18 protein-coding genes are annotated in these 23,409 nt (G+C 28.8%); 11 read left to right on the top strand and 7 right to left on the bottom strand.

The genetic code is table 4. The features are described from left to right. Position 1 precedes the first annotated feature (1 nt). The 8 genes from MCJ_RS02250 (at position 2) to MCJ_RS02215 (ending at position 5,428) form a co-directional block, all read left to right on the top strand. Positions 2-376, top strand: a complete 375-nt coding sequence (locus MCJ_RS02250) for a hypothetical protein (protein ID WP_041594523.1) — start codon at positions 2-4, stop codon at positions 374-376. A gap of 61 nt (positions 377-437) precedes the next feature. Further along, positions 438-671 (top strand): hypothetical protein, encoded by a 234-nt coding sequence (locus tag MCJ_RS02245; RefSeq protein WP_012751677.1) that lies wholly within the window; start codon positions 438-440, stop codon positions 669-671. Between the two features lie 104 nt (positions 672-775). Next, complete coding sequence (locus MCJ_RS02240) at positions 776-1,219, top strand: hypothetical protein (RefSeq protein WP_012751676.1); 444 nt, start codon at positions 776-778, stop codon at positions 1,217-1,219. A 7-nt stretch (positions 1,220-1,226) separates the two neighbouring features. Next, positions 1,227-1,805, top strand: coding sequence for a hypothetical protein (locus MCJ_RS02235; protein ID WP_041594522.1), 579 nt, complete (start codon positions 1,227-1,229; stop codon positions 1,803-1,805). 197 nt (positions 1,806-2,002) lie between these two features. Next, positions 2,003-3,133 (top strand): Mbov_0401 family ICE element transposase-like protein, encoded by a 1,131-nt coding sequence (locus MCJ_RS02230; protein WP_012751674.1) that lies wholly within the window; start codon positions 2,003-2,005, stop codon positions 3,131-3,133. A 214-nt stretch (positions 3,134-3,347) separates the two neighbouring features. Continuing rightward, positions 3,348-3,944 carry a chromate transporter gene (locus MCJ_RS02225; protein ID WP_012751673.1) on the top strand — a complete coding sequence of 199 codons (597 nt, stop codon included), beginning with the start codon at positions 3,348-3,350 and terminating at the stop codon, positions 3,942-3,944. Next, on the top strand, positions 3,944-4,609 hold the full coding sequence (locus MCJ_RS02220; protein ID WP_012751672.1) for a chromate transporter: 666 nt from the start codon (positions 3,944-3,946) through the stop codon (positions 4,607-4,609). Before MCJ_RS02225 ends, MCJ_RS02220 begins: the two co-directional genes overlap by 1 nt. Before the next feature lie 9 nt (positions 4,610-4,618). After that, entirely contained in the window at positions 4,619-5,428 is an 810-nt protein-coding gene (locus tag MCJ_RS02215) for an MAGa7180 family putative nuclease (RefSeq protein ID WP_012751671.1), read from the top strand. A 48-nt stretch (positions 5,429-5,476) separates the two neighbouring features. On the opposite strand, the gene MCJ_RS02210 is transcribed toward MCJ_RS02215, so the two are convergent. The 7 genes from MCJ_RS02210 to MCJ_RS02180 all read right to left on the bottom strand — a co-directional run bounded on the left by MCJ_RS02210 (position 5,477) and on the right by MCJ_RS02180 (position 21,799). After that, positions 5,477-7,564, bottom strand: coding sequence for a putative immunoglobulin-blocking virulence protein (locus tag MCJ_RS02210; protein WP_012751670.1), 2,088 nt, complete (start codon positions 7,562-7,564; stop codon positions 5,477-5,479). A 59-nt stretch (positions 7,565-7,623) separates the two neighbouring features. After that, positions 7,624-9,648 (bottom strand): NAD-dependent DNA ligase LigA, encoded by a 2,025-nt coding sequence (ligA, locus tag MCJ_RS02205; protein WP_050731552.1) that lies wholly within the window; start codon positions 9,646-9,648, stop codon positions 7,624-7,626. A 3-nt stretch (positions 9,649-9,651) separates the two neighbouring features. Next, positions 9,652-10,602, bottom strand: coding sequence for an energy-coupling factor transporter transmembrane component T family protein (locus MCJ_RS02200; protein ID WP_012751668.1), 951 nt, complete (start codon positions 10,600-10,602; stop codon positions 9,652-9,654). After that, the gene (locus tag MCJ_RS02195; RefSeq protein ID WP_012751667.1) at positions 10,592-11,491 is read right to left on the bottom strand and encodes an ATP-binding cassette domain-containing protein; all 900 of its coding nucleotides are present in this window, start codon (positions 11,489-11,491) and stop codon (positions 10,592-10,594) included. The genes MCJ_RS02200 and MCJ_RS02195 overlap by 11 nt, the downstream gene beginning before the upstream one ends. After that, positions 11,467-12,282, bottom strand: coding sequence for an energy-coupling factor transporter ATPase (locus MCJ_RS02190; RefSeq protein ID WP_012751666.1), 816 nt, complete (start codon positions 12,280-12,282; stop codon positions 11,467-11,469). The genes MCJ_RS02195 and MCJ_RS02190 overlap by 25 nt, the downstream gene beginning before the upstream one ends. A gap of 666 nt (positions 12,283-12,948) precedes the next feature. Beyond that, the gene (locus MCJ_RS02185; protein ID WP_012751665.1) at positions 12,949-13,992 is read right to left on the bottom strand and encodes an ABC transporter ATP-binding protein; all 1,044 of its coding nucleotides are present in this window, start codon (positions 13,990-13,992) and stop codon (positions 12,949-12,951) included. A 1-nt stretch (position 13,993) separates the two neighbouring features. Beyond that, the gene (locus MCJ_RS02180; RefSeq protein WP_012751664.1) at positions 13,994-21,799 is read right to left on the bottom strand and encodes an ABC transporter permease; all 7,806 of its coding nucleotides are present in this window, start codon (positions 21,797-21,799) and stop codon (positions 13,994-13,996) included. A 77-nt stretch (positions 21,800-21,876) separates the two neighbouring features. Between MCJ_RS02180 and MCJ_RS02175 the strand changes: the two genes are divergently transcribed. The 3 genes from MCJ_RS02175 to rpmE all read left to right on the top strand — a co-directional run bounded on the left by MCJ_RS02175 (position 21,877) and on the right by rpmE (position 23,363). Further along, positions 21,877-22,461: an FMN-dependent NADH-azoreductase gene (locus MCJ_RS02175; protein ID WP_012751663.1), complete on the top strand. Its 585-nt coding sequence runs from the start codon at positions 21,877-21,879 to the stop codon at positions 22,459-22,461. A gap of 14 nt (positions 22,462-22,475) precedes the next feature. After that, on the top strand, positions 22,476-23,081 hold the full coding sequence (locus MCJ_RS02170) for an FMN-dependent NADH-azoreductase (RefSeq protein ID WP_012751662.1): 606 nt from the start codon (positions 22,476-22,478) through the stop codon (positions 23,079-23,081). Between the two features lie 63 nt (positions 23,082-23,144). Then, positions 23,145-23,363 carry a 50S ribosomal protein L31 gene (gene rpmE / locus MCJ_RS02165; RefSeq protein ID WP_012751661.1) on the top strand — a complete coding sequence of 73 codons (219 nt, stop codon included), beginning with the start codon at positions 23,145-23,147 and terminating at the stop codon, positions 23,361-23,363. The last annotated feature ends 46 nt before the right edge of the window (positions 23,364-23,409 follow it).

Genomic DNA, 23,409 nt, shown 5'->3' with positions numbered 1-23,409 from the left:
AATGATACTATTTTTAATAATTTGAATTTTAAAAATGATTAACCCAACTGAGGCACAAATAGAAGCTAACTTTAGTCAGTTGAGTGACCCAGAGGCAATAAAAACATTTTTAAGTTTAGATATTTTCTCCTTTTTTGACCTAATGCCAAAATTACACAGGGGATTAATATTTATAGCGGCAGGCGTTGAAGTCTTTTTATGGATGAATGCAATTATTAGGTTTTTACCAAGATATATCAGCAACCGCATTAAAAGGGCTAAAAACAAGCCGATTAATGATGTTGAAATCTATAAAGCTATTAAATATAAACTCGATAATAATTTACCTCTGACTAGAAAGGAGGAAAAGATATTGTCAGAGATAACTAAAAAATAGTTAAAACTTACCAAATTAAATTTAAAAAATATTTTAAAAAAACTATAAAGGAATAAAAATTATGATTAAAAAACAAATTAAAAAAATTTTTTTATACTATGTATTACCAACAACTTCAATTGCAGCAATGCCAATAATGGTTGTATCTTGTGGTGTTAAAGGTATAAATCCAATTAAAAAAATTAAGCAAAAAATCGATGAAAGACGTAATAGAAGACAGGTCAAAAATAATTCAGTCACTCCTAATAATCCAAATCCTACTCAAGCACCACAAAATATAGGTAATACTAATTAGTGATTATAAAATGACTCAACAGAGCCGAGAACCAAAAAAACGACAAGCTAATAAAAACGATAGTAATTATATGTATCTTAATAGGATTAGTAGCTGTTTCGCTAATGATAGCCGGGCTAATAGATGATGGTGATAATAGTTTCAATAATCTTTTTTATAGGATTGAAATTAAAGAGGTGGAAGATCCAAAAATAGAATCATTTATTGATCAACTAAAATCCAGTAATTATGACGCAGAGTTTATTGAATTTTTTCGCTCTTTCTTTAGTGAAAAAATTCAAATTGAAAACCGAATTCTCAACTCTGCTGCTCAAGCTTGATTTGTGATTTCCATGGTTTTAATCATTTTGATATGCTTTTTAATTGTTACTAGTGTCAATTTTTTAGGTTTTCATGAAGTAGAGATTGGGCTACAATCTCTTAAATTCAAAGGCTTTATTAGTGATGAAACTTACTTCGATATTACTAACAAACTCAATCAAGAAAAAAGTAAAATCAATATCCAGAAGATAAAAATGCTGGAAAAAATAGAACAACAAGGAGATTAAAAACACTATGGAATGGCAAGATTTTGATTTTAAACCGATCAAATGAACAAAAAAGAAATTTATAATTGGTGTAATTGTCTTTTTTATTTTTTTAGTTATAACTATTATTTTGTTATTTTTGCCATTCAAAGATGGATCTACTTTCGAATTAATACTCAAGACATACCGAAATAATAAGTGGGATTCCTCAACTATAGTGAGAACAATTTCATATATTAGTGGATGATTCTTTTTGGTAACGAAAGCAGTTATAACCATTAGTAATTGAAAGATGTTTTTAACTAAGAAAAAAATGTTCAATTTCTCAGTTGAGCAGTCCGGGCTAGATCTAAAACAAGAAATAAAAAAAGCTAAAAAACGAGCTAAAGAAAATAGCCAAACACCACTTTTAGATGAGTTGGTTGCAATACTACAATACTTTAATGTAGAGGCTCCTAAAATTGGTAATATTAAAACAAATATTGAGGAAGCAATTAATGATAAAACTACACTTGCCGAAAAGCGTAAAAAGATAACATCTATATTAAAAACCAACTCAATAGACATTGAAACCAAAGCAATAAAAAAGTGATTAGAAAAAATTTAACTTTTTCATTAACATTTTTTCAAACTATGTTAAAATAATTTATGCCACAAAGTGGCATAAAAACTATAAGTTCACATTTAAAGAATTGTTTAGTGTTTTATTTATTGTAAGGTTAATTATTTTTTACAGAACTAAAAAATGTTAGATTAAAGGGCGCCCATTTAAAGCGTCTTTTTTTCATATTAAAGGATAAATTAGTGTCAAATATTCAAATTGCCAAAGAAGAATTTAACCAAAGATTAAAAGATAATATTATTAAACTAGATAATGATTTTTTCCAATCAACTAATTTTAGGTCTAAAGGTTTTTATATAATAAAACTAAAGTTGAGTACTGGGATGATAAAAGTTAAAGTGCGCAGATATATAGATGAAAACAACAAAACTTTTCGACCTTTTAACAAATTTATTGACAAAGGTAAAAAAGGTCAAACAATTACTAGTGAACTCAAAGATGAGGTTATTAAAATGGTAATTGCTAAAATTTCTTATAAGGAAATAGCAAAACAACTTGGTATTTCAATGGGAAGTATTACCAATATTGTTAATGAGGCCAACTTTGTTTCTTATGATTTAGAAGATCCCCAAGGGTATAGTACCTACATAGAAGCTGATGATGCTTATGTTTATTTTTCAGGTAAAAATAGAGGTAAATATCGACTACGTATGGCAGTAGTGCACTCGGGCAAACGTGAGGGTAAAATTCAAGATAAAACTTTAATTTTAGGTATTACTAATAAGACAGGACAAAACAATAATCAAGTTGACGCAAAACATATTGAAGAGATCAGAAACACTTTAAAGTTATATAAATCAACTAATAAGTTCTTAATAAGTGATGGTGCCCCTTCATTAATTAATATTGCCAAAGAACTAAATATTAACCATTATTTAGACACCTACCACTTATTAAGCAAGCTTAATCAAGAAATTAGACCAAAAAGTAAGTGGTTAAAAGAGTATAAAAAAATGTTCAATTCTAATTTTAAGCAGGATATAAGAAAATTGATTATTAAAGGTGAGGTCGATGAAGCTTGCTCACTAATAATGAAAGTAATAAAAGAGCAAGATATCTATTTAATCAGCTTTGAAGAAGTTAAAGGATTGATAAGAATTAAAAACTTTTTCAAAAAACATTTTGAATCTATCAAAAATATAAACAATGATAGTTATATAGGTTCAAGAACCGAAAACTTTGTAGCCAACTATGTTAAATTTCCAATCAGCAAAAAACGAGCTCTATATAGTTTAAAATCTTATATTAGTTTACTAAAAGATAGAGCACAAAAAATGATGATTAGCTTAAAGCTAATATTAGACGTTTGTTAAAAAGTAGTTTTACCAAACATTAATTTAAAGATTATTTCGGATAGTAAAAATAAATTTTTACTATATCTTTTATTATTGCCAAGTAAAAAAAATATATTTTTTTTCTAAAGTGCAAATTCTTTTGTGTTAAAATAATTTATAGATTTAAGAAATTAAAAGGTTTTATACCCCCCACCCCATAATTTTGAACGGACTCAAAATAAAGGAACTAGATATGCAAAAAAACGATCATTCTAAGCAAAAATATAGTTGAAAACATATTTTTGAAGTGCTTTGATTTTTAATAAGACTATCTTTTATTTCCTTTGGTGGTGGAAATGCAATGATGCCAATTGCCTATCAACAAGCTGTCGAAAAATATAAGTGGATGACAAAAAATGAATTTGATGAAACTGTTGTGATGGTTAATTTATTACCAGGTCCTTCATCACTGCAAATGTTGAGCTATATTGCTATTAAAAAATTGGGTCGCTGACTTGGTTTTACAGTAACACTTGTTGCCTTTTTACCGCATATGATTTTTGGACTAATTCTTTTATATTTTGTTAGATTTTTACCGCCTAGATATTTGCTAGTTACCAACTTAGGAATTATAACTACAATTATTGGTGTGCTTTTAGGTTTTAGTATTCAATATTTTCGAAATAGCTACAAAAGTTTATCTTTACCACTTTACATTAGTGTGCTAATTAGTACTTTTGTGTACTGTTTTTTTATACCTAGCCCTTATAATTTGTCAATTATTCCAATTTTAGTAATTGTTGTTATTTATACTATTTTATACCATATTAGAAAGAAAAAGGTATCATAATGATAGCAATTGCCATTATTATTTCAACAATTGCTATTTTCTTAATTGCACTACTAGTTTTTGGTGGTGGACAAGTTTTTATGCCTTTTTTTAGCTGATTTTGATCGTTTTTGCCAAACTTTGGTGTGCCAATTTCTCAGTCTGACATTAATACTATTTTTACCATTGGCAACTCAACTCCTGGAGTTTTATCACTTAAATTTGCTGCCTCTACTGGTCTTATTATTACCCAATATCAGTGATGAGGTTGGATTTTTGCTATTTTATTTTATCTAGTTTTTACTATTCCTTCAATTATTTTTGTTATAATTTGAACTAAATATATTAACAAAAATAAAGCTAAAGAGCAAAAATATTTAGTTGGTTTGATTAAGTGAATTAAGCCGGCAGTTATTGGCATTATTTTAGCCCTAGCACTACAACTTTTTGTCAATATGATTTTAGTTTCACACACTTTTAATTCTAGTCAAGGTTACATTAGTGAAATTAATAAAGGAGTAAAAGTTGACTTTTTTATAAAATGGCGCTTTTGATTACTAATTGTTTTTGTACCTGTATGAACAATTTTTTCAAGCTTACTTTATATTAAAAAAGTTAATATTTTTTATATTTTAGTAATGGGTTTAATAGCTGCATTTGTTATTTTTGAACCTTGATTAATGTAAGGAAAATATATGTATCAAAATCGTAAATTCTATAAAAATGAACACTATTTAATTGACAAGGAAGAAAAAGTGGTTATTTTAAAACCTGATTTTCATCAAAAATTACTTAACAAAGAATTTGCTTTCAAGACAGGTTTTAAAAAAGTTGGTGGCTCACTTATTGGTGAAGTTTTAGGTGTTGATAGCTACTCTTCACCTTTTCGTGCTTTTATTAAAATAGCAAAACTTGATATGCCAATTTTGGATACAAAATATATAGACGCTGGTCAAGCAATTGAACCTTTAGTTATTCAAGCAATTAGCGAAGCAAAAGGCTATGAAATTGAAGTTTTTCCTCCTGAAAAATATAATTATGATTACTTTAAAGATGATCCAATTGTCGGTGGTATTCCCGATGGTTATATTGAGGCGACAAAAACAATCATTGAAATTAAAACAACAGGAGTAAAAAATTTTTTGCTCTGAGGTAAAAAAGGTGAAAACCTACCTGCAAAATATCTAAAGCAAGCACAATTGTATTCTTATTTGAAAAATGTTGAAGATTTTGTTATTGTTGCAACATTTTTACAAGAAGATGATTACAAAGATCCTAAAAATTTTCCTATTAGACAAAGAAAATTGCGCGCTTATCATTTTAAGGTTAATAAATCTCAAGTTATTGATGATATTAATAAAATTAAAGAGTGGTATACTAAATACACAACCAGTGGAATCTCACCAATCTATGATGAAAAAATTGATAGTCAAATTTTAGAATATCTAGATTGTGAGAATGAGCAGCAATGAAAAGATTTATATTATAAATGAATTAATAAGTAAAAAACAAAAAAACTTTTCGCAGGAAAAGTTTTTTTGTTTTTTTAATGTTTAGGCAACTATTTCGTTACCTGATGATCCTATTGCGCTATCACTCTCTTGTGTTACTAATACACCACTTATCGCACCGCCAAGGGCGCTTTTTAATGCAGGATCGCTTACGACTATTTTAGCAAATGAACCTCTTGCACCAACTGCTCTTACAAATCATTCTAATTCAGATTTAGCATTACCTTTTAGATCGCTTGCCTTGCCATTTAAGTAAAAAGTAGGATTAACAAGTGTGTTGCCTGGAGTTCCTATATAAATTTGTGGTTGCGTTGGTTCATCTCAAGATAGCGCTGTGGAAAATTGTCCATTTTCAAAGTCGGAAATATTAGCTTCGTATACTTGTTGACCATTTTTTTGAGTAGGAGCAAAGTATAATTGTTTAAACTTAACATTGCGAGCTTGGAAGTCTTCTTGGGCAAATTTATCACCTTCTCAATTTTTAATTTTATCATTGAATAATTGATTAATTTTGTTAAAATCTACCCCTTTTAAGCTTTTAATTTTTGGAGTAGAAGAAAAATCGAGATTTACTGGATGTCCACCTTTACCACCTGAAGTTCCTTGAAATACTCTTTGATTAATTTTAGAACCAAAAGCAATTTCTAAACCTTCATTAACTTGTTGAATTTCATCATTTTTATCTCAACGAAGGGTATTAAAAACTATTGAACCAGCAACTCTAACACCTGCACCATATGTTGCTTGATTGTGGTAGTCAAAGCTTATATAATCAACATTTTTAAGTGAATTTGGATTAATGCCTCAATTAGAATTAACGGAATTGCTATTAGAATAGAGTTCTAATTCTTGTAATTTGTGGTTTTCTAAACCACGAAGACCTTCGGTAGCTCTATAATTTTCTAAAAATAGTGTTAATTTGACAATCTGAGTAGGTAATTTTTGAAGGATTTGTTCAACGTTTTGTAAACTATTTTTACTTCCGACATTTTTAAGCACAACACCTTTAATTTTTACATTTTGTTGTGTAGCTTGGCTAATAATACTACTAAATTCTTGAAAAGCTTGCTCACTATTAGCATCTAAAACAGCAATAATTGAATCACCTTTTGACTTAAATTCGCTATCACTTGGAGAATAACTTAAAAATTCAATAGGTTTTCCTACACCAATTAAATTACTATTAATACTAGAGAACTGAGAACTAACATTAGATCTTGTTCAACCTGGATAATTTAGACTATTAATATCAGTTCTTTGTCATTCACTTGAATTTGCAAAGAAACGTCTTTTGTTTGCCTGGATTTGATTTTGTACAACTTGATTATCTTCTTTGTTTAAAAAATCTCATGCTGATATTGTATCAGTTGAAGGTACCAATCCGCGTTGAAGCGACTTAATTTCCTCGGCTGTAAAACTAGTTTTAGCTGGTAAACTTTTAAGATATTTTAAATATGCTTTGTCTCTTTCTAGAGTGTTTTTTATATAGATAAACTCAATATCTTCTTGTGTTCTTCGAACAGCCAATTCACCATAAACAGCAACATTTAATTGATCTTTAATATAAGCTTCGGCAGTCTTGATTCTATTTTCATAATCTTTGATATCATTTAATAAAGCTTGCTTATAATTTTGTAAACCAATGGCAATTCTGCGTTCTAACTCTGCACCTGTAATTAGTTTGGAACTACTAGTTGCAGGTCTTTCAATAGGTTTGGGGGTTGGTTTTTCTATTGGTTTTTCAACAGGTTTGGGAATTTCTTGTTTGACAATTGGTGTTGTTTCTAGTTGGACAGACTCTTCTTTTTTAATAGGAACTGGTGGTTTGTCTTCCTGAACAACAGGGGGTGTCTCGGTTTTAATAGGTTGGAGTGGTTCTTCTTTTTTAACAATGGGTTGTTCTTGTTTTTCGATGTTAGTAACTGGTGAATAAAAGCTATTAATATTAGAAGTATCCTTGTTAATTGAAGAAGGTAGAGAACTTGAAAACTCGGTTTTAGGAATGTTGAAAGTAGCAAAACTGAAATTATTACCATTAGCAAAAACAGCAGTTGTTGAAAAAAGTACTACTGAAGAGCCAAGTAAAAATATAATTTTAGTTTTTTTTGTTATCTTTTTGGAAATACGCATATCTTTCTCCTCCTTGTAATAAATAATACATTATACAACACTATTTGTAACATTAAAAATTATTTTTTTAACTTTTGTTTTTCAATTAGATCTCAAAATTGTTCTTCGTTGATGATATTTATATTATAAGCTTTAGCTTTTTCAATTTTCGAACCACTACTCTCTCCGGCCAATAAATAGGTAGTTTTTTTGTTTAAATTAGAATCAAATTGCGCTCCTGATTCTACGATAATTTTTTCAAATTGATCACGAGATTTACTTAATTTTCCAGTAATAGCAAAACTAGCTCAAACCGGAAAATCTTTTTGTGTAGGCTTAAAAGCAAAATCGACTTTTTTAAAACAATTGAGAAGCTCTTGATTATTAGAATTGGCAAAAAATTCTAATAATGATTGCACCATTATTGGCCCAAAATCATAGTCATTTTCCAGTTGTGCAAAATCAAAGTTGATCAATTGTTCAACATCACCGACATATTTTGCAATTGCTTTTGCTGCTTTTAGACCAATGTTTTTAATTCCAAGTGCAAAAATAAACCTGTAGAAATCATTTTTCTTACTCAATTCAATTTCATTTAAGAAATTAGTAATCGATTTTGCTTTTAGCTTAACTTTTTCTTTTGCAAATCTACTGTGCATTTCATCAAGATTGTCTTTTAAAAAGAAGATATCACAACTATTTTTAATTAAATTAGTATCGATTAAAGTTTGGATTCTTTTTTCAGCTAAACTTGCAATATTAAAAGCTGATTTAGAACAAAAGTGGGCTATTTTTTTTAGTTGAATAGCTGGACATGCAAAATTTTGACAAAATTGATCAATACCACTTGGTGAATCAACTAATTCGAAATTACAACTTGGACAATGACTAATTTTTTGAAAATTAGTTGCTTGGTGATCTTGTACACTGGCAATGATTTGTGGAATAATTTCACCAGATTTTTTGACAAGAACATCACTATTAATTGCGATTTTTAAATTTTCAATATATTTATAATTGGGTAGTATTGCAGCACTTACTGTTGTACCTAATAAATTAATTGGCTCGAGTTTAGCATTATAAGTAATTTTACCGGTGCGCCCAACTGTGGCAAAAATGTCTAGGAGTTTTGTTTGAACAATTTGATCTTCAAATTTAAAGGCGATTGCACCATGAGGAAATTTTGAAGTGCGTCCTAGTTGTTCATAAATTTCATAGTCATTTACTTTAATAACAACACCGTCAATGTTGTACTCGAGTTGTGGGCGCAGTTTTTCAATTTTGCCAATTTGCTTGACAATGTTAGTTAGACCTTTTGCCAAAGAGCTTAGCGGATTTAAATGAAAGCCAAGCTTTTCAAGGAATAAATAACTCTCTTTTATGTTTTTAATTTTGTGTAATTGAGGATTTACTAAATTATATATAAAACAAGAGAGGTAGTCAAAGTCGTTGATTTTACTGTTTTTGCTAGTCTTTTCAATTCTTCGCAAGAGCCCGCTAGCGGCATTGCGAGGGTTTGCTAAAGAGCTTGAATTGCTATTTTGTTGAAGAATTTGAAAGTCTTGATTGCTAATAAAGATTTCACCACGAACTTCTAAATCTTGCTGATAATTAATTTGTTTGGGAATAAATTTGTTTGCTATGCGGAGCGCATTGTGCAAAATGTCTTCACCTTGAAGACCATCACCGCGAGTTAATGCAGAGCTTAATTTACCCTTTTTATAGATGAGAGCAATTGAGAGACCATCAATTTTAGGCTCAACATAAAAATTATCTTCACCTACTAAATTGGCTTTTTTAACTCATTTTTCTAACTCTTCAATATCGTAAGCTTTATTTAGTGAAAGCATTGGTGAGCTGTGGTAAACTTTGTTGAATTTTGTACTAGTTTGTGCACCTATTTGCTGTGTTGGCGAAGAATTGAGCTCTTCTAAGCTAAACAAAAAATAATACTTGTTTTCTAAAATTTTTAACTTTTTTAACTCTTCATCATAAATTAAATCATCAACACTTGGATTTTGTAAATCAAAATACTCATGATTTCAATTTTCAATTTTTTTTCTTAATTGTAAAATTTGTTGTTTAATTTCGTGATTTTCCATAATTTATTAGATTTTTTGATTAGTATAAAGTCATCATTTTGGTAAATGTGCAATTGGTATAATATTTAATTCACTTAAGATGGTTAGTGTGATTAATGCTATAAAAATAAGGGCAAAAAGGTAATCAAGCTTGTTAAAAACTAACCTACGATAACGTGTTCTTTTGGCATATGGATCATAACCGCGCACTTCCATTGCATTAGAGAGATCTTCTGCTCTGGAAAAAGCTAAAACAAAAAGTGGAATTATTAGTGTAATCATTGATTTTACTTTATCTTGAAATTTACCATTTTTAAAATCAACTCCACGAGAAGATTGCGCTTTCATAATTCGGCTTGATTCTAATAATAATGTAGGAATAAAGCGAATTGCTATTGAAATAATCATTGCAATAATATGAGTTGGTACAAAAATAAATTTAAGTGGTCAAATGAGATCTTCGATAGCTTTAGTTAAGAAAAAAGGTTTAGTTGAATAAGTTAGAATAGTAGTTGAGAGTATCATTCCATATATTCGAATAGCTAGCACACCTGCTCTGATTATGTGAAAAGTACCAATAGAAAAAGTAGCACTTTTTGAACCAAAAATGCTAGTTGGTTTAATTAAATATCAATTAACAAAATTTTTAGTCTCTACTGCATCAAGGCCGATGAGCTTGAGTTTACCATTTTGATAAATTTGATCAATACTATTTTGATCAATAATAAAGCCATATATGACTAACATTATCACAAAGATAAACAAAGGCACTTTCATTAATAGAAAAATATGGGCAGCTCTTTTAGTTGTAATATAGAAAAAAATGATTGTAAAAGCTAATAAAATAAAGATAGTAAACAAGTGAGAAATAACAAAAAATAGAACAGCAAACAAGATATTAAATAAAATTTTAAGTCTAGCATCCATTCTATGAATAATCGTATCACGAGGTACATATTTACCAACACTAATTTGCATTATTTTCCTTTATAATTAAATTTATTTTTGCTCCTAATTCTTCAAGTGATTTAACTTTTCCAACATCATAGCCAATATTTTTAAGTTTTTCAACAAAATTTAGCAAGTTTGTTGGCATCATTTTATTTTCAACTAAAAATTTATTATTGCTTAAAATTTTGTAAGTATCACCATCGTAAATTAGCTTGCCTTCTTTAAAAAAAAGTGATCTTTTTGTTCATTGAAGTACATTATCTAAATCATGAGTTGCAAGAACTATAGTTTTTCCTTGTTGATTTAATTTCTCCAAAATTTTCAACATTTTAATTGTACCTTCTGGATCTAAACCGGCTGTTGGCTCATCAAAGAAAATAATATCTGGATCCATAGCTAAAATACCAGCGATTGCAACCCGACGTTTTTGTCCACCTGAGAGCTCAAAAGGTGAACGTTGTAAATAAGAAACATCAAGACCAACTAATTCAATCATTTCTCGAGCACGTTTAAGAGCTTCTTGTTTTTCAACCCCCATTGAAAGTGCGCCAAAGATAATATCTTTTTCAATAGTTTGTTCAAAAAGTTGGTACTCAGCAAATTGAAATACTACACCAACTCGACGACGAATCTCTTTAACTTTTTTAATTTTTCTATTAAAAAAGGTTGGTTTTTGAACAACTATTTCTACTTTTTTATTTTCTTTATCAACAAAAAAGTATTCAATCTCACCAGAGTCTGGCAATAAAAGAGCGTTCATATGTTGGATAAAAGTAGTTTTACCAGATCCTGTTTGCCCAATTATAGCGATAAATTCACCTTGATTTATTTCTGTGCTAACCAAATCAAGCGCTTTTAGTTCGATTGGCAATTTAGAATCATAGATCTTAGTTATATTTTTGACTTTAATTTTCATAATTTATCCAATAGTTCTTCTTCATTATATGTTGCTTCAATACCTTCTATTCTTTTTGATAACTTGTAAATAAAAGGTGAATCAATTTTAGCAACCTCAATTATTTTATCATCATTAAGAATTGATTTTGGATCACCCTGAGCAACAATACTACCTTTAGCAAAGACAATAATTTCATCTGCTAAAATAGCCTCATTCATGTTGTGGGTAATCGAAATTAATGTTTTGTCCTTAGTTTGACGTAGACTATCTAAAATTTTAACAACGTCTTCTTTACCTTTAGGATCAAGCATAGAAGTAATTTCATCAAAGATAATAATTTCTGGATTAAGTGCCAAAACTGAGGCAATTGCAACTCTTTGCTTTTGGCCACCAGAGAGAAATTGCGGTTCTCTTTCAAGGTATTTTTCCATATTTACTTTTTGTGATAAATCACTTATTATTGCTTTCATTTTTTTAGGATCCACATTATTGTTTTCTAAACTAAAAGCAATATCATCTTCAACCGTTGCCCCAACAAATTGGTTATCAGGGTTTTGAAAGATAATCCCTATTTTTTTTCGTATTTGCCGTAAATTTTCTTTTTTCAAATCAATGCCATCAATTTGAATATTACCTTGCTGTGGTTTAAAAATACCTGCTAAGATTTTTGAAAAAGTTGATTTACCAGAACCGTTGTGACCTAAAATTGCATAATATTTTCCACGTTTAATATGGATATTAATGTTTTTTAAAGCCAGATTTTCCATGTCATTTGTATAACTAAAGGATACATTATTAACTTTGATCATAATTATTCCCTAATATAATTTTTTACCCAAATTTTTGGTAAAAACTTTACAATATTTTACTAGATTTTGTAAAAAAATACTAGCAAATCATCTTAAAAAAATATAAAGTTATTATTTACCAAAAAATTTTTTTATTACTTTTTCTAATGATATATAAATTTTACCAAATTTTAAACAAAATAATATTAATAATATAAAGAGAATTATTATTGCTTTTTAGATATCTAAAACCTATAAATTTATACACTTTTTTTGCTTTTTGACAAAATAAAAACCAGACTTGTGAGTCTGGTTAAAATAGAAAATGTGATCTATATAAACTAACAATGTAAAAGAGGTTAAAATAATTTTTATATAATATACAACTTTAAACAATAGATTAACATACAAAATAACAAAATAGTATCATATTAAATAAAAAACAGATCTCAAAGAAGGGAGATCTGGAAAAAGAATAACATTTTTTCAACTAAGAAGCTTAGTTTAAAAATTTTAACTTTATATAGATATGATACTGAAATCTTAACTTATTTTAACAAAGGGGAGTATAAATACTTTAAACTTATGACATTAAACTAATGTAACCATTAATTTAATGCAGCAATTATTATACAGTATTTTTTTAAATTTCAAAGAAAAAAATTTTTTTGAGCTATACTATATAAATTATTCACCATGCTCAATGTAGTCAATATGAGGTAGTATTGTTGCTTCAGGATGACTTGTTTTATCTACTAAATTAGCTTCAAATTCTTCTTCTTTTTCAGTTTGAAAATTATTATCTTCACTTTTTTCTATTTTAGTTTTGTTATCTTCTTTTAGATTAATAAATTCTTCAAAACTAACAGATTTTTGTGAAATTACTTCTAATTTACCAGCTTGTAATTTAATAATTGAGTCCGCTAGTGGCTCCATTGAAGGATCATGACTTACCATAATGATAGTAGTTTTGTATTTTTTGTTGATATCCTTTAAAATTTTTAATACTATTTTGGTATTATTTTCATCAAGTGCACCAGTTGGCTCATCAGCAAAAATAATTTTAGCATTTTTAATTAGTGCTCTTAAAATTGAAATTCTTTGTTGTTGTCCTCCTGACATTTGTGAAGGAAATTTAAATTTGACATCTTCAAGTTCAAATTCTTTAAAAAGCTCATCAATGTTTAAAATTTTCGACTTGTCTTTTTGTAAATAAGCACCAACTTCAACATTGTCATAACCATTGATATTACCTAAAAGATTATAAGACTGGAAAATAAAGGAAATATTTTCACGTCTAAATTTGGTAAGTTCTCAATTTTTTAAATAAGATAAATTATTACCATCGACAATAATTTGGCCTTCAGATGCTCGATCTAAACCGGACATTAAATTCAAAATAGTTGACTTACCAGAACCTGATTTTCCACTTAAAATGACAAAGTCGCCTTTTTTAATAGAAAAATTAATATTGGTAAAAACTTTAGTAACAACAGAGCCAAATAAATAATATTTGGCAACACCTTTAAAATCAATTATGTTTCCGGGGGTGTTTTTTTGATCAATTTTACCTTTTTTTACCAGTGGGTGATTATTTGCATAGCGAATTAGTTTTAACTGTTTTTTAGTAAGCTCTTGTGAGCTATCATTTTGCTTGATAATATCAAGAGCAGCTTCTTGTTTATAGACTTTTTTGCTATTATCTTTTTTGTTAAAAATATTAAATTTCATATTAATCCTTTTCTTTGAGAACACTAATAGCGCGTTTTTTATTTAAGATATATCAGGAAAGACCAAGGGTAGCACTAAAGACAATTAAAATAATTGCTAGTGAAATAAAGAAGATTGGCCAAGTTAGACTAAGAGCTAAGAAGATTGAATTAACTGATAAAATCGCGCTATTAAAAATGCTCATTATTGCCACAACAATTGGAATTGCTAGAATACTTGCAAAAATTACTAGTGGGAGATAAATGCTAAAAAAGAGTTTAATTTTGCTTCAATTACTATAACCTAGAATTCCTAAAATGGCAATATTTTTTTCGTTTTCATTAATTATTGATGAAGAAATGATTAATAAGATAATTACAGAGACAATAAGGAAAATGATGACTACTAAATTAATTCCAGTACCAAAAAGAAAGCCAAAATTGGAAATAAAGTTAGTCTCAATATTGCGCGCTTCGACACCTTGAGTCTCAATTTGGTAAAGTGAGTTGTTACCATAAATGCTATTAAAGTTTTTCAGCGCTTCACGAATAGCACCAATATTTTGACGTATAAATGCCGAACTAGTTAAGTTACTATATGATAAATCAACACCATCTTTAATGCTTCAGTTGTTAGGATTATCTCTTTGTGATCAGTTGATAACTTGGTAAATCTTCTCTAAAGCTAGACCTTGGCGTTGCAATAATCCTTGGTGGGTAGCATCGCTGTCAAAAGCAAAAATAGAAGCAAAAAATCCTGCAGCATCATCACTTGTGATTTGTGTTGGATTAATATCGGGGTGTCCAGCTCAATAACCTGAAGGTGAATAGAGTCCAAAGGAGGAGCTAAGCTGTTCTAAATCCTGACCTGCAATTAAAATTCCGTTAAAAGGTTTTAATCCAAAGGCGGCCAAGTCTTGCTCAAAGGCATCAAGACCTATTAATTTGTTGACAACATCTTGTGTCGTAGTTAATTCTGAGTTAATAAATGTGTTGGAAATACCTACAATTTCAAAGGTAATATTTTCACTAGTTTTGCCCTCAATAACGTTTAAAAAACGATTAGTTTTGTTTAAAATCGGTAGCTCAATTTGAGAGCCGATATCTAAGTTGTGCTTTTGTAAAAAGACATTATTAGCAATTAGAGGATAAACATTGGGTGCTAATTTGAGATTAGCAATTTTGGCTAACAAATTATTACCACTTGCATCACTGATTTTTACGAGCTTACTATTTGGTTGATAACCATAAATTTTTAGACCAGCTTCTTTGCTTGTTTTTCCTTGATAATTAGTTTCAATATAAGAGTAAATTTCATCTTGATTTCGATCAAATTGAATACCTCCAAAAGAAATTGTAAAGTCTTTGTTGACTTGAGGACTTGCATAAGAATCTACTAAAAATTGGCGGTAGGCATCACGATTATTACCAAATAAGGAGACCTCACTTGCTTGGTAAGCTTGTTTTTGTTTGTCATAACTAAAATATCAAAAACGACCTTGTTGTGGTGCATCAGCATCTTTTATAAATTTAAAATAAGGAAGATAATTGGGAGCCTCACCACGGAAGCTAAAATCTTGGCCATTAATTTTGATAGTTTGAATATTTTGGCTAGCCTCCAATTGTGATACTACCTTATCAGAAATACTAAAAATATTATTTTTGAGCGATTCAGGCAATTGACCTAAGACAATATCAAAAATCGTCGTTGATGTATTAGCTACCGTTTTAATATTGAGCGAAGAGCGGGTAATGACAATGGGATTGTTAGCAATTCTTTTACCATTTTGGTTTTTAGAACCAAAAACAAGCGCTTCACCTGGTTTGAAATAGTTATAAGTAACTTGGTCAACCTCAGCTGGATCACCTGAAGGGACATATAAATTGTTGACAAGATTTTTTGGATCATAAGGAACAATTGGTCCACCTTCAGCAGTTGGTGTATATAAGTTAACTTTATAATTATATTTGCGATGTTGGTAGGTCTTATCAATAGCAGTTGTAAAAATATTTTGTGAAGCTAAAGAAAAAATAAGAATAAATTGTACTAAAATAATTGAGACTGCCAATGATACTAGTTTTCAAGCAGAATTGAGAGCCAAAGAAATGGAAAATTTGCTAGTAATACTTCGTTTTCAAAAGACTTTGGCAATTTTTTGCGCTGTTTTTGAAGTATTAATTTCACTAATTCCAGAGAGTAATTGATGAGGTTTTTGTCGTAATATTCAAAAAATAATTGCATAGATGAGTAAAGTTAAAATTACAAAAGGAGCAATAATTGAGGCTACAAAAGAAATAGGCTCAAAACTTGTATAACTAACATCAAATTCTCAAAAACGAGAAATTAAATTAATAATTGGAATCCGTAAGAAAAATCCACTAATATATCCTAGAATACCACCAATGAAGGCGATAAAAAAGGAAATAGCAATAAATGAGCTAGCAATTTCAAATAGTGAATAACCTTGTGCTCGTAAAATTCCTAGTACTTTATTATTGTTGCTAATATACCTTTTAGTAATAAAGCTAACTGCAAAAATAGCTAAAATTGATAAGAAAATTGTTAGATAAATGTTAGTTGAAGAAAAACTATTGATAATCGTTGAACCAACTGAGACTCTTAGTGAACGCTCAGGATTAATAAAGTCAAATTCATCAACTGCGAAGGTTTTTTGACTATTAGCTTGGGCAAAATTAGTATTTATAAACTTATCGGTATCCTTTTTAAAGTCTTCTAGATTAGCACCTGGCACCAATTTTACTAATAAATAAGATTTAATTGGATTACTTCGAAATGAATAGCGAACTTTATCAAAGCCTCATTTATTGACAAAACCAAGCGCTTGATTAGTAGGATCTAATTGCAAGTTTTTCTCATCAAGTACTGGATATAAATAATCAACAGTAAAATCCTTACCAACAATGATGTATTTTAGACCATTAGCATTTAGTATAAATCTCTCATCAAGTTTGCTAATTAAAGCTTCAATTTCTTCACTAGTTTGTGGAATTGGACCATTATATATTGCTTTATTGTTAGCACGGATAAATGAATCATTTAATTTGATAACATAAGCGCGATTATCGTTAAAATTAACTAAGTTAAAAAAGGATCTGACCACTAAAACGTTGCTTAAAATATCACGAGCTAAACTAGGAATATCAATACCAAAAAAACTACTATTTAAACTATTGGCAAAGTTTTTTTCGGTAAAGGTATTAATAAAATAATAGTCAAGATTTAAGCTTGGCGCTGCAGCGACTTTTAAATTGGAATTATCAGCTGATAAATTGGCAACAAATTGCTGCAAGCTATTGTTTTGTTGTTGATCAATAATTTCTTTTGATAAAGGTAGTCTATTTTGTAAAATGAAAGCTAAATTAGAATTATTACTTCCTTGTTTTTGTTGCGCATTGCTTGCAAATCAAAGGGGAATTTGTGGCAATTGTGAAGATATAAATTCTGAGAGACCTAAAAATTCTAAATTAAGAGCTTTTAAAAGTGGATTAGGAGCTGCAAAATGATAGCTTAATTGTTGTAAATATGCTTTATTTTCCTGATTAATTTTATTTGAATCAAGAAGATAATCATTGACAACAATTGGTAGTGCTTTTGCATAATTGATAGCAAAAGGATAATTTTTATTATAGTAGGCAATATAGCCTAAATTTTCAACAAGATCAACACGATTGTCTAGTAGTCACTGACGTAGTGAAATGTTCTTATTGTCTTTATTTTTATAGACTTTATCAAAAATAGGATCACTTAATAATCTATCTAGTTGACCAGCTTTTAATAGCTCATTGGTAGTTTGTTTTGGAAACAAAATGGAACGCGAAGGTGAAGGAAGACCTTTAATTAGACCTTCTTGCTGTGCAATATTTGCTTGACCAAAAAGCTCTGTGCTATTTAATGCTTGAAATAGTTGTGAATTAGCATCGCTTGCACTATCATAGAGAATTTTAAAAGCTTGTTTGAGATCAGCTGCGCTTAAATCATTTTGGGCAACAAAATCAATTCAAAATCTAAAAAGTGAAATTGAATAGGAAATGTTAGAAAGTGGTGATTGAAAAATCTTTTGCTGTAAACTATTAGTTAAATCTTGCGATGCTAGCCGATAAATAACAAATAATTTGTTTTTTTCATCTTGGCTAAAATCATTTAAATTACCACGCTCGCCATCATCATAAACCAGTGAATTAGTTAGTTGGTAGAAAACATCACCAATAGAGTTTAAATTTGCAAAAGCTGCGTTATCCAAGTTTAAAATGTTACTAATAAAGCTTCCAGTTTTGCTAAAATTAGCTAATTTAAATAAGTTAAATACTTTTTCAAATTCATTAATTTTTGCTAACAAATCAGCAGAATCTGTAAAACTTTTAACATTTAAGAAGTTGACAAGAAAGCTTCTTTCAGTTGCACTTAAGCTAAAAGTATTAGAGATATTATTTTCAGGATTGCTTTGATTTAGCTTTGTTTTTAGACTAGCTAGTGCGCTTTCAATATTGTCTACTAAATTTGCATTACCCTTAGTTGCTGAAAGGCTTTGAAGATCAAATATATCAATTTTAGAATCATCTTTTGCTGGTTGAATATAGTTAATACCGACAAGATTGGAGCCTATATTTGTCGATTTATCTGAAATATTTAAGATTTTAATTACTTGGTTGATAGTGTTTTGACGGCTACGTTCATCTCTGAAAAGTGTTGCTAATAAAGCAACAAATAATCTATTATTATCAATAGTTTGCTTTTCAAAAGTGAGAATTTTTTCCGGATCAGAATTATCACTAGTAGTTGCAATTGCAAAGACTTTTTCTAAATTAGTTGCAAAAATTTTAAAATCAAAATTTGCTACTAAATTAACAAGTCCATCTGCTATATTGCTAAAAGGTTTGCTATCATCTGCTTGTAATTTCTTGAGAATAGTAATAATTTCATTATGTTTTTCTTTGGCATATTTGTCTAAAATAGGTTGAATTAAAAAACCAAGAAAACCTTTGCCATTTGCTTTAGTTTTAGTAGATAATATTGCTTCAAAATTAATATTATTAATGATTTTGATCAAACCTGATTTAAAGATTTGCTCATTAATGTTAGCACTTATCTCCTGGAATAAAATTGCACTGCTAAAGAGGTGGATTTTATTGTCTTTTTGACTATGATTTTTAAACCAATTGTCAATATTTTTAAAGACTTTTTCAAATTCAATAGAGTATGCTAAATCTTTAATTCCATTTAAAATGGCAACTGGATCTTTAATAGCCCTAGCAAGATCTTTAGCGCTTAAAAATTCGTCAAATTTATCAAGTGCGTTGATACCAAAAACTCTTAAAAAAGGTTTGATTGCAAAAATTTGTTCAATAATGAAGATAGAACGATCTTGTTGATTGCTAATATGAGAGCTTTTTTCAATAATTTTATCTACCAAATTTGCTAAAATATCATTGACAATAGTAGCGCGATTATCGCTGGTTAAATAATAAAGAGATTTGAAAATTCACTGATTCAAAATGTCATAGTTTTTCTTAGAACCTGACAAAATTGCTACCAATTCTAACTCATCAGCAGCTTTTGAAAAAGCTTTAGCAAGCGCATCGACATCTGGTTTTAATAGAAAACCTTGAGTTACTAAAACACTATTATTAATTGCTGCAGCAGCTTGACTAAAAAGAAGTTTAATTGATTTTTGGTTATTAATTTCATTTAAAACATCGGTGGAAGGTGCATAAAAAATAAATGGCACAGTTTTAGTATTGTTAAAATCTTGGATAGATCTGAGTCATCCATTAGCACCAATATTTGCTTTGAGTTCTAGTTGGTTAGCTTCTAAAAAATTAGTAAGCTCATTGATTGAATTGTAGGTATTTATTGTGTTGTATTCTCAATTTTGGTTGTCTATTTTTGTAACAATTCCAAAAATATTTGCGCCAAGAGAAATAACACCATATTCTTTACCATCACTTTGATCTTCTTTGGAAAGAAGGACAATTTTTTGTGCTAACTTGGTATCTAGGCCTACTGTTTTGGGATCCCTAACAATATAATTATCAAAAATAACTTTTAAATCAACATAATTTGGATCTGTTGCATAACCTGAAAAAATTTGGCTAATTATTTGTGCTGTATAACGTGGTGGAATTTGGCTGGTCACCTCATTGATAACAGGATCATTGTCTGAAAAAAGAAGACTTTTTTGCCCTTTTTGATATTTTAGTGTCTCATCATAAAGACGGCCAACTTGTTGTTTTTGTGAAATTTTTCTACCATCAAATTCTAAAGTATCAAAATCGCTAGGACTAATTCCTGAGTTAATAAATTGAATAACTTGATTTTTCTTGTCTACTTGCTTTTCATCAGGATTGGACAAATCAATGGTAATAAATTCACGTGTGCCTAGTGCATCGACAACTTTTGTAGTTTTACCATTGATATTTTGTTGATATTTTCCTAAATAATCATACAAAAAGGCATTGGCAAATCTGCGCACATCAGTGCTAATTTTGAGAAAAGTAGCATCACGAATATTGGAATTAGAAATATCATCTAATTGCTCAACAGTGATGAGATTGATATTATTTTGATTACCTAAGTTTTCAATTTGCGCTATTGTTGTAGGAGTGTTAGAATTGACTTTTTCTTGCAAAAGTGGTGTGGTTAAATCACTAGTGGTAATTTTGGTAGAAGTAGTCTCGCTTTTGTTGTCAATTGTAGTAATTATACGCTTTTCTCAATAATTAATATTTTTAATTTTTTCAAACTCAAGCGGCTTGCGATCTCTTAAATATTCAAGATATTGTTTAATAAAACCACTAAAATTAGTATTTTGTGGTGCATCAAGGCTTTTTAGTTGAAATTTGTGATTAATATATTCAATTTTAGTATTAATATCACTGATTCACTCAGGTTTTAAATTATATTGTTGACCTGGATCTAAAATAAAAAAATTACTTGAATTTCAAGATAAATTATTATCTAAATTAAAGGTATTTTTACTAAATGTGATAGTTTGATTTGTGGCATCTAAAACAATATTGGCAATTTTTTCATTATTATTTGTTGTAGCTGAATCTAAAGTAAGTGAGCCATTATTGTTTGTAAGACCAAATAACTTTAATAATTTCTGTTGTGGTAATTTACGACCAACACCTTGACGAAATCAAAGTGAGCCTAGAATAGGATCAAATGTTGCTTTTTTTGTAACACCATTGATTACTAAGTCATTAATAAAATCTATTTTAATTGTGTTATCTTCTTTGTGAAATAAAATTACATCACTTAATTTATAATTTGTAGAATCTAGAGTAATTGTTTCATTTTGTTGTAAATTAAAGCTTTTAGTGGATTTAACAAACTGATTACCAACTTTGTTATAAATTGGTAAAAATGTTTGTTTTTGAACACTAAATTGACTCAAAACTGGCAAATTACCCAAATTTAAATAATATTCTCGGCTAAAATCTAGTGTTGATAAATATTGATTATCATCATTTTGAGTATTTGAGATATCTGCAATTTTTATAAAATCACTAGAAATTAAAAGTTGCTTTTTATTATTTGCAATGTTTTGACTTTTGTAGACATCTGCTTCTAATTTATCATAACCATTGTCAACAGCATTTCCAAAGTAGTTAAAATTTGTATTAATTGTTGCATCTTGTAATTTAGATACTTGTTTGTATTCTTGAAGACGATTGGTATATGAGCTATTAGTAGTAAAAAGGAGTGTAAAAATTCCTGTCGTAAAAAATATCAAGGTCGTTAATCCAATAAAAATAACCTTGTTTTTTAGAAAGGAATTAAAGATGTGCTTTAAAATTTTAAGCATAATACACCTCTAGTTTTAAATATAGTTTTATAATTATACTAGAAAAATAAAATTAAAATGGGAATAACTTTTAAAATATGAAAATTTTATACATCAAATCCGAGCTCAAAGAGGGCTCAAAACCTAGTGTAATTGCAGAATATTTTCTTGAAAAAGTTGCACAAAAAAATAAAAATATTGAGATTATAACTCTTGATTTAAGTGTTCAAAAAATTGGAAGTATCGCTCTAAATAGCAATAATTTCTCATCGTTTTGAACCGAAGTAGAAGCTGATAAGTGAATAAATTTATTAAAAACCGTTGATAAGGTGGTTATTTCAACACCAATTATTAACTGACATTACTCAGCTGAAATTAAAAATTTTTTCGACGCTATTTGCCTAGCAGACAAAACATTTTCCTATAAATACTCCAAAAAAGGTGGTTCTATAGGTTTACTTACCAACATTAAAAATGTACAAATTATTACAACATACCACGCTCCTGAAGCACAAAGACCTCTTATCAATGCTGAAAATGCAATTGCGGGAACTTTTGAATTCATCGGTGCACAAAAAATTAATGATCCTATTATTTTATTTCAAGGTTATCTTTTAGATAAAAATGAGGATGTTATCGAAAAACTATCAAGCAAAATTGAAGCAGCTGTTGAAACATTTTAATTTAGGAGGACAATATGAATATTTTAGTAATTAAATCATCTGTAAACGAAAAAAAGGGCTCATTTAGCTCAGCAATATCTGACTTATTTGTCAAATTTTACAAGGAATTTCACCCTGATCATAACATCGAAGTATTCGATTTAAATGATTTTGAAGTTGCCAATAACTCATTAAATAAAAATAATTTGTTAGATCATAGTTTTTTTGAAAAAAATAAATCTGATTTTTGAATTGATAAAATTAAACAATCAGATAAAATAGTTTTTTCTACATCAATGACAAATTTCCACTATTCAGCTACCACCAAAAACTTTTTTGATACAATTATTGTAAGTGGGAAAACATTTAAATATGATAAAGATTCAGTAGAAGCTTACGGATTGGTTAATAATATAAAAAATATCCAAATTATTACATCACAAGGCGCTCCTCTAGGTTGATATCCTTTTGGTGATCATACTAATTTAATTTATCAAACATTTAAATGAATAGGAGCTGAAATTAAAAACAAACCTTTTATTTTAGCTGGAACCAAAGTAGCTCCTTACAACACTAAAAGTATTAGTGAAATATTAGAAGAAAATAGTAAAGAAATCAAAGAATTAGCAAGAATATTTTAATAAAAATTTTAAAAACTATGTTATAATTTTATGGTTAAACGTAGAATTTGAAAGGCATCGGATATGAAAAAAGATTTACACCCAGAAAGTAGAGAATTACAAGTTAGTTGCTCAACTTGTAACAAAGAATTTAACTTCAAAACTACTATTGATAAATTCTCTATAGACGTTTGTTCAGGTTGCCACCCTCAATTTACTGGTGATCGTTCATTAGCTAGAACCACCGGTAGAATTGAAAGATTTAACCGTATGGCTGCAAAAGCTAAGAAAAATAAACAATAATTTAAAAGAGCAATACTATATTGCTCTTTTATTTTCAATCAAAACA

Source organism: Mesomycoplasma conjunctivae, assembly GCF_000026765.1.
Taxonomy (GTDB): Bacteria; Bacillota_I; Bacilli_A; order Mycoplasmatales; family Metamycoplasmataceae; genus Mesomycoplasma; species Mesomycoplasma conjunctivae.
This window is presented reverse-complemented; position numbering and strand designations above follow the sequence as displayed.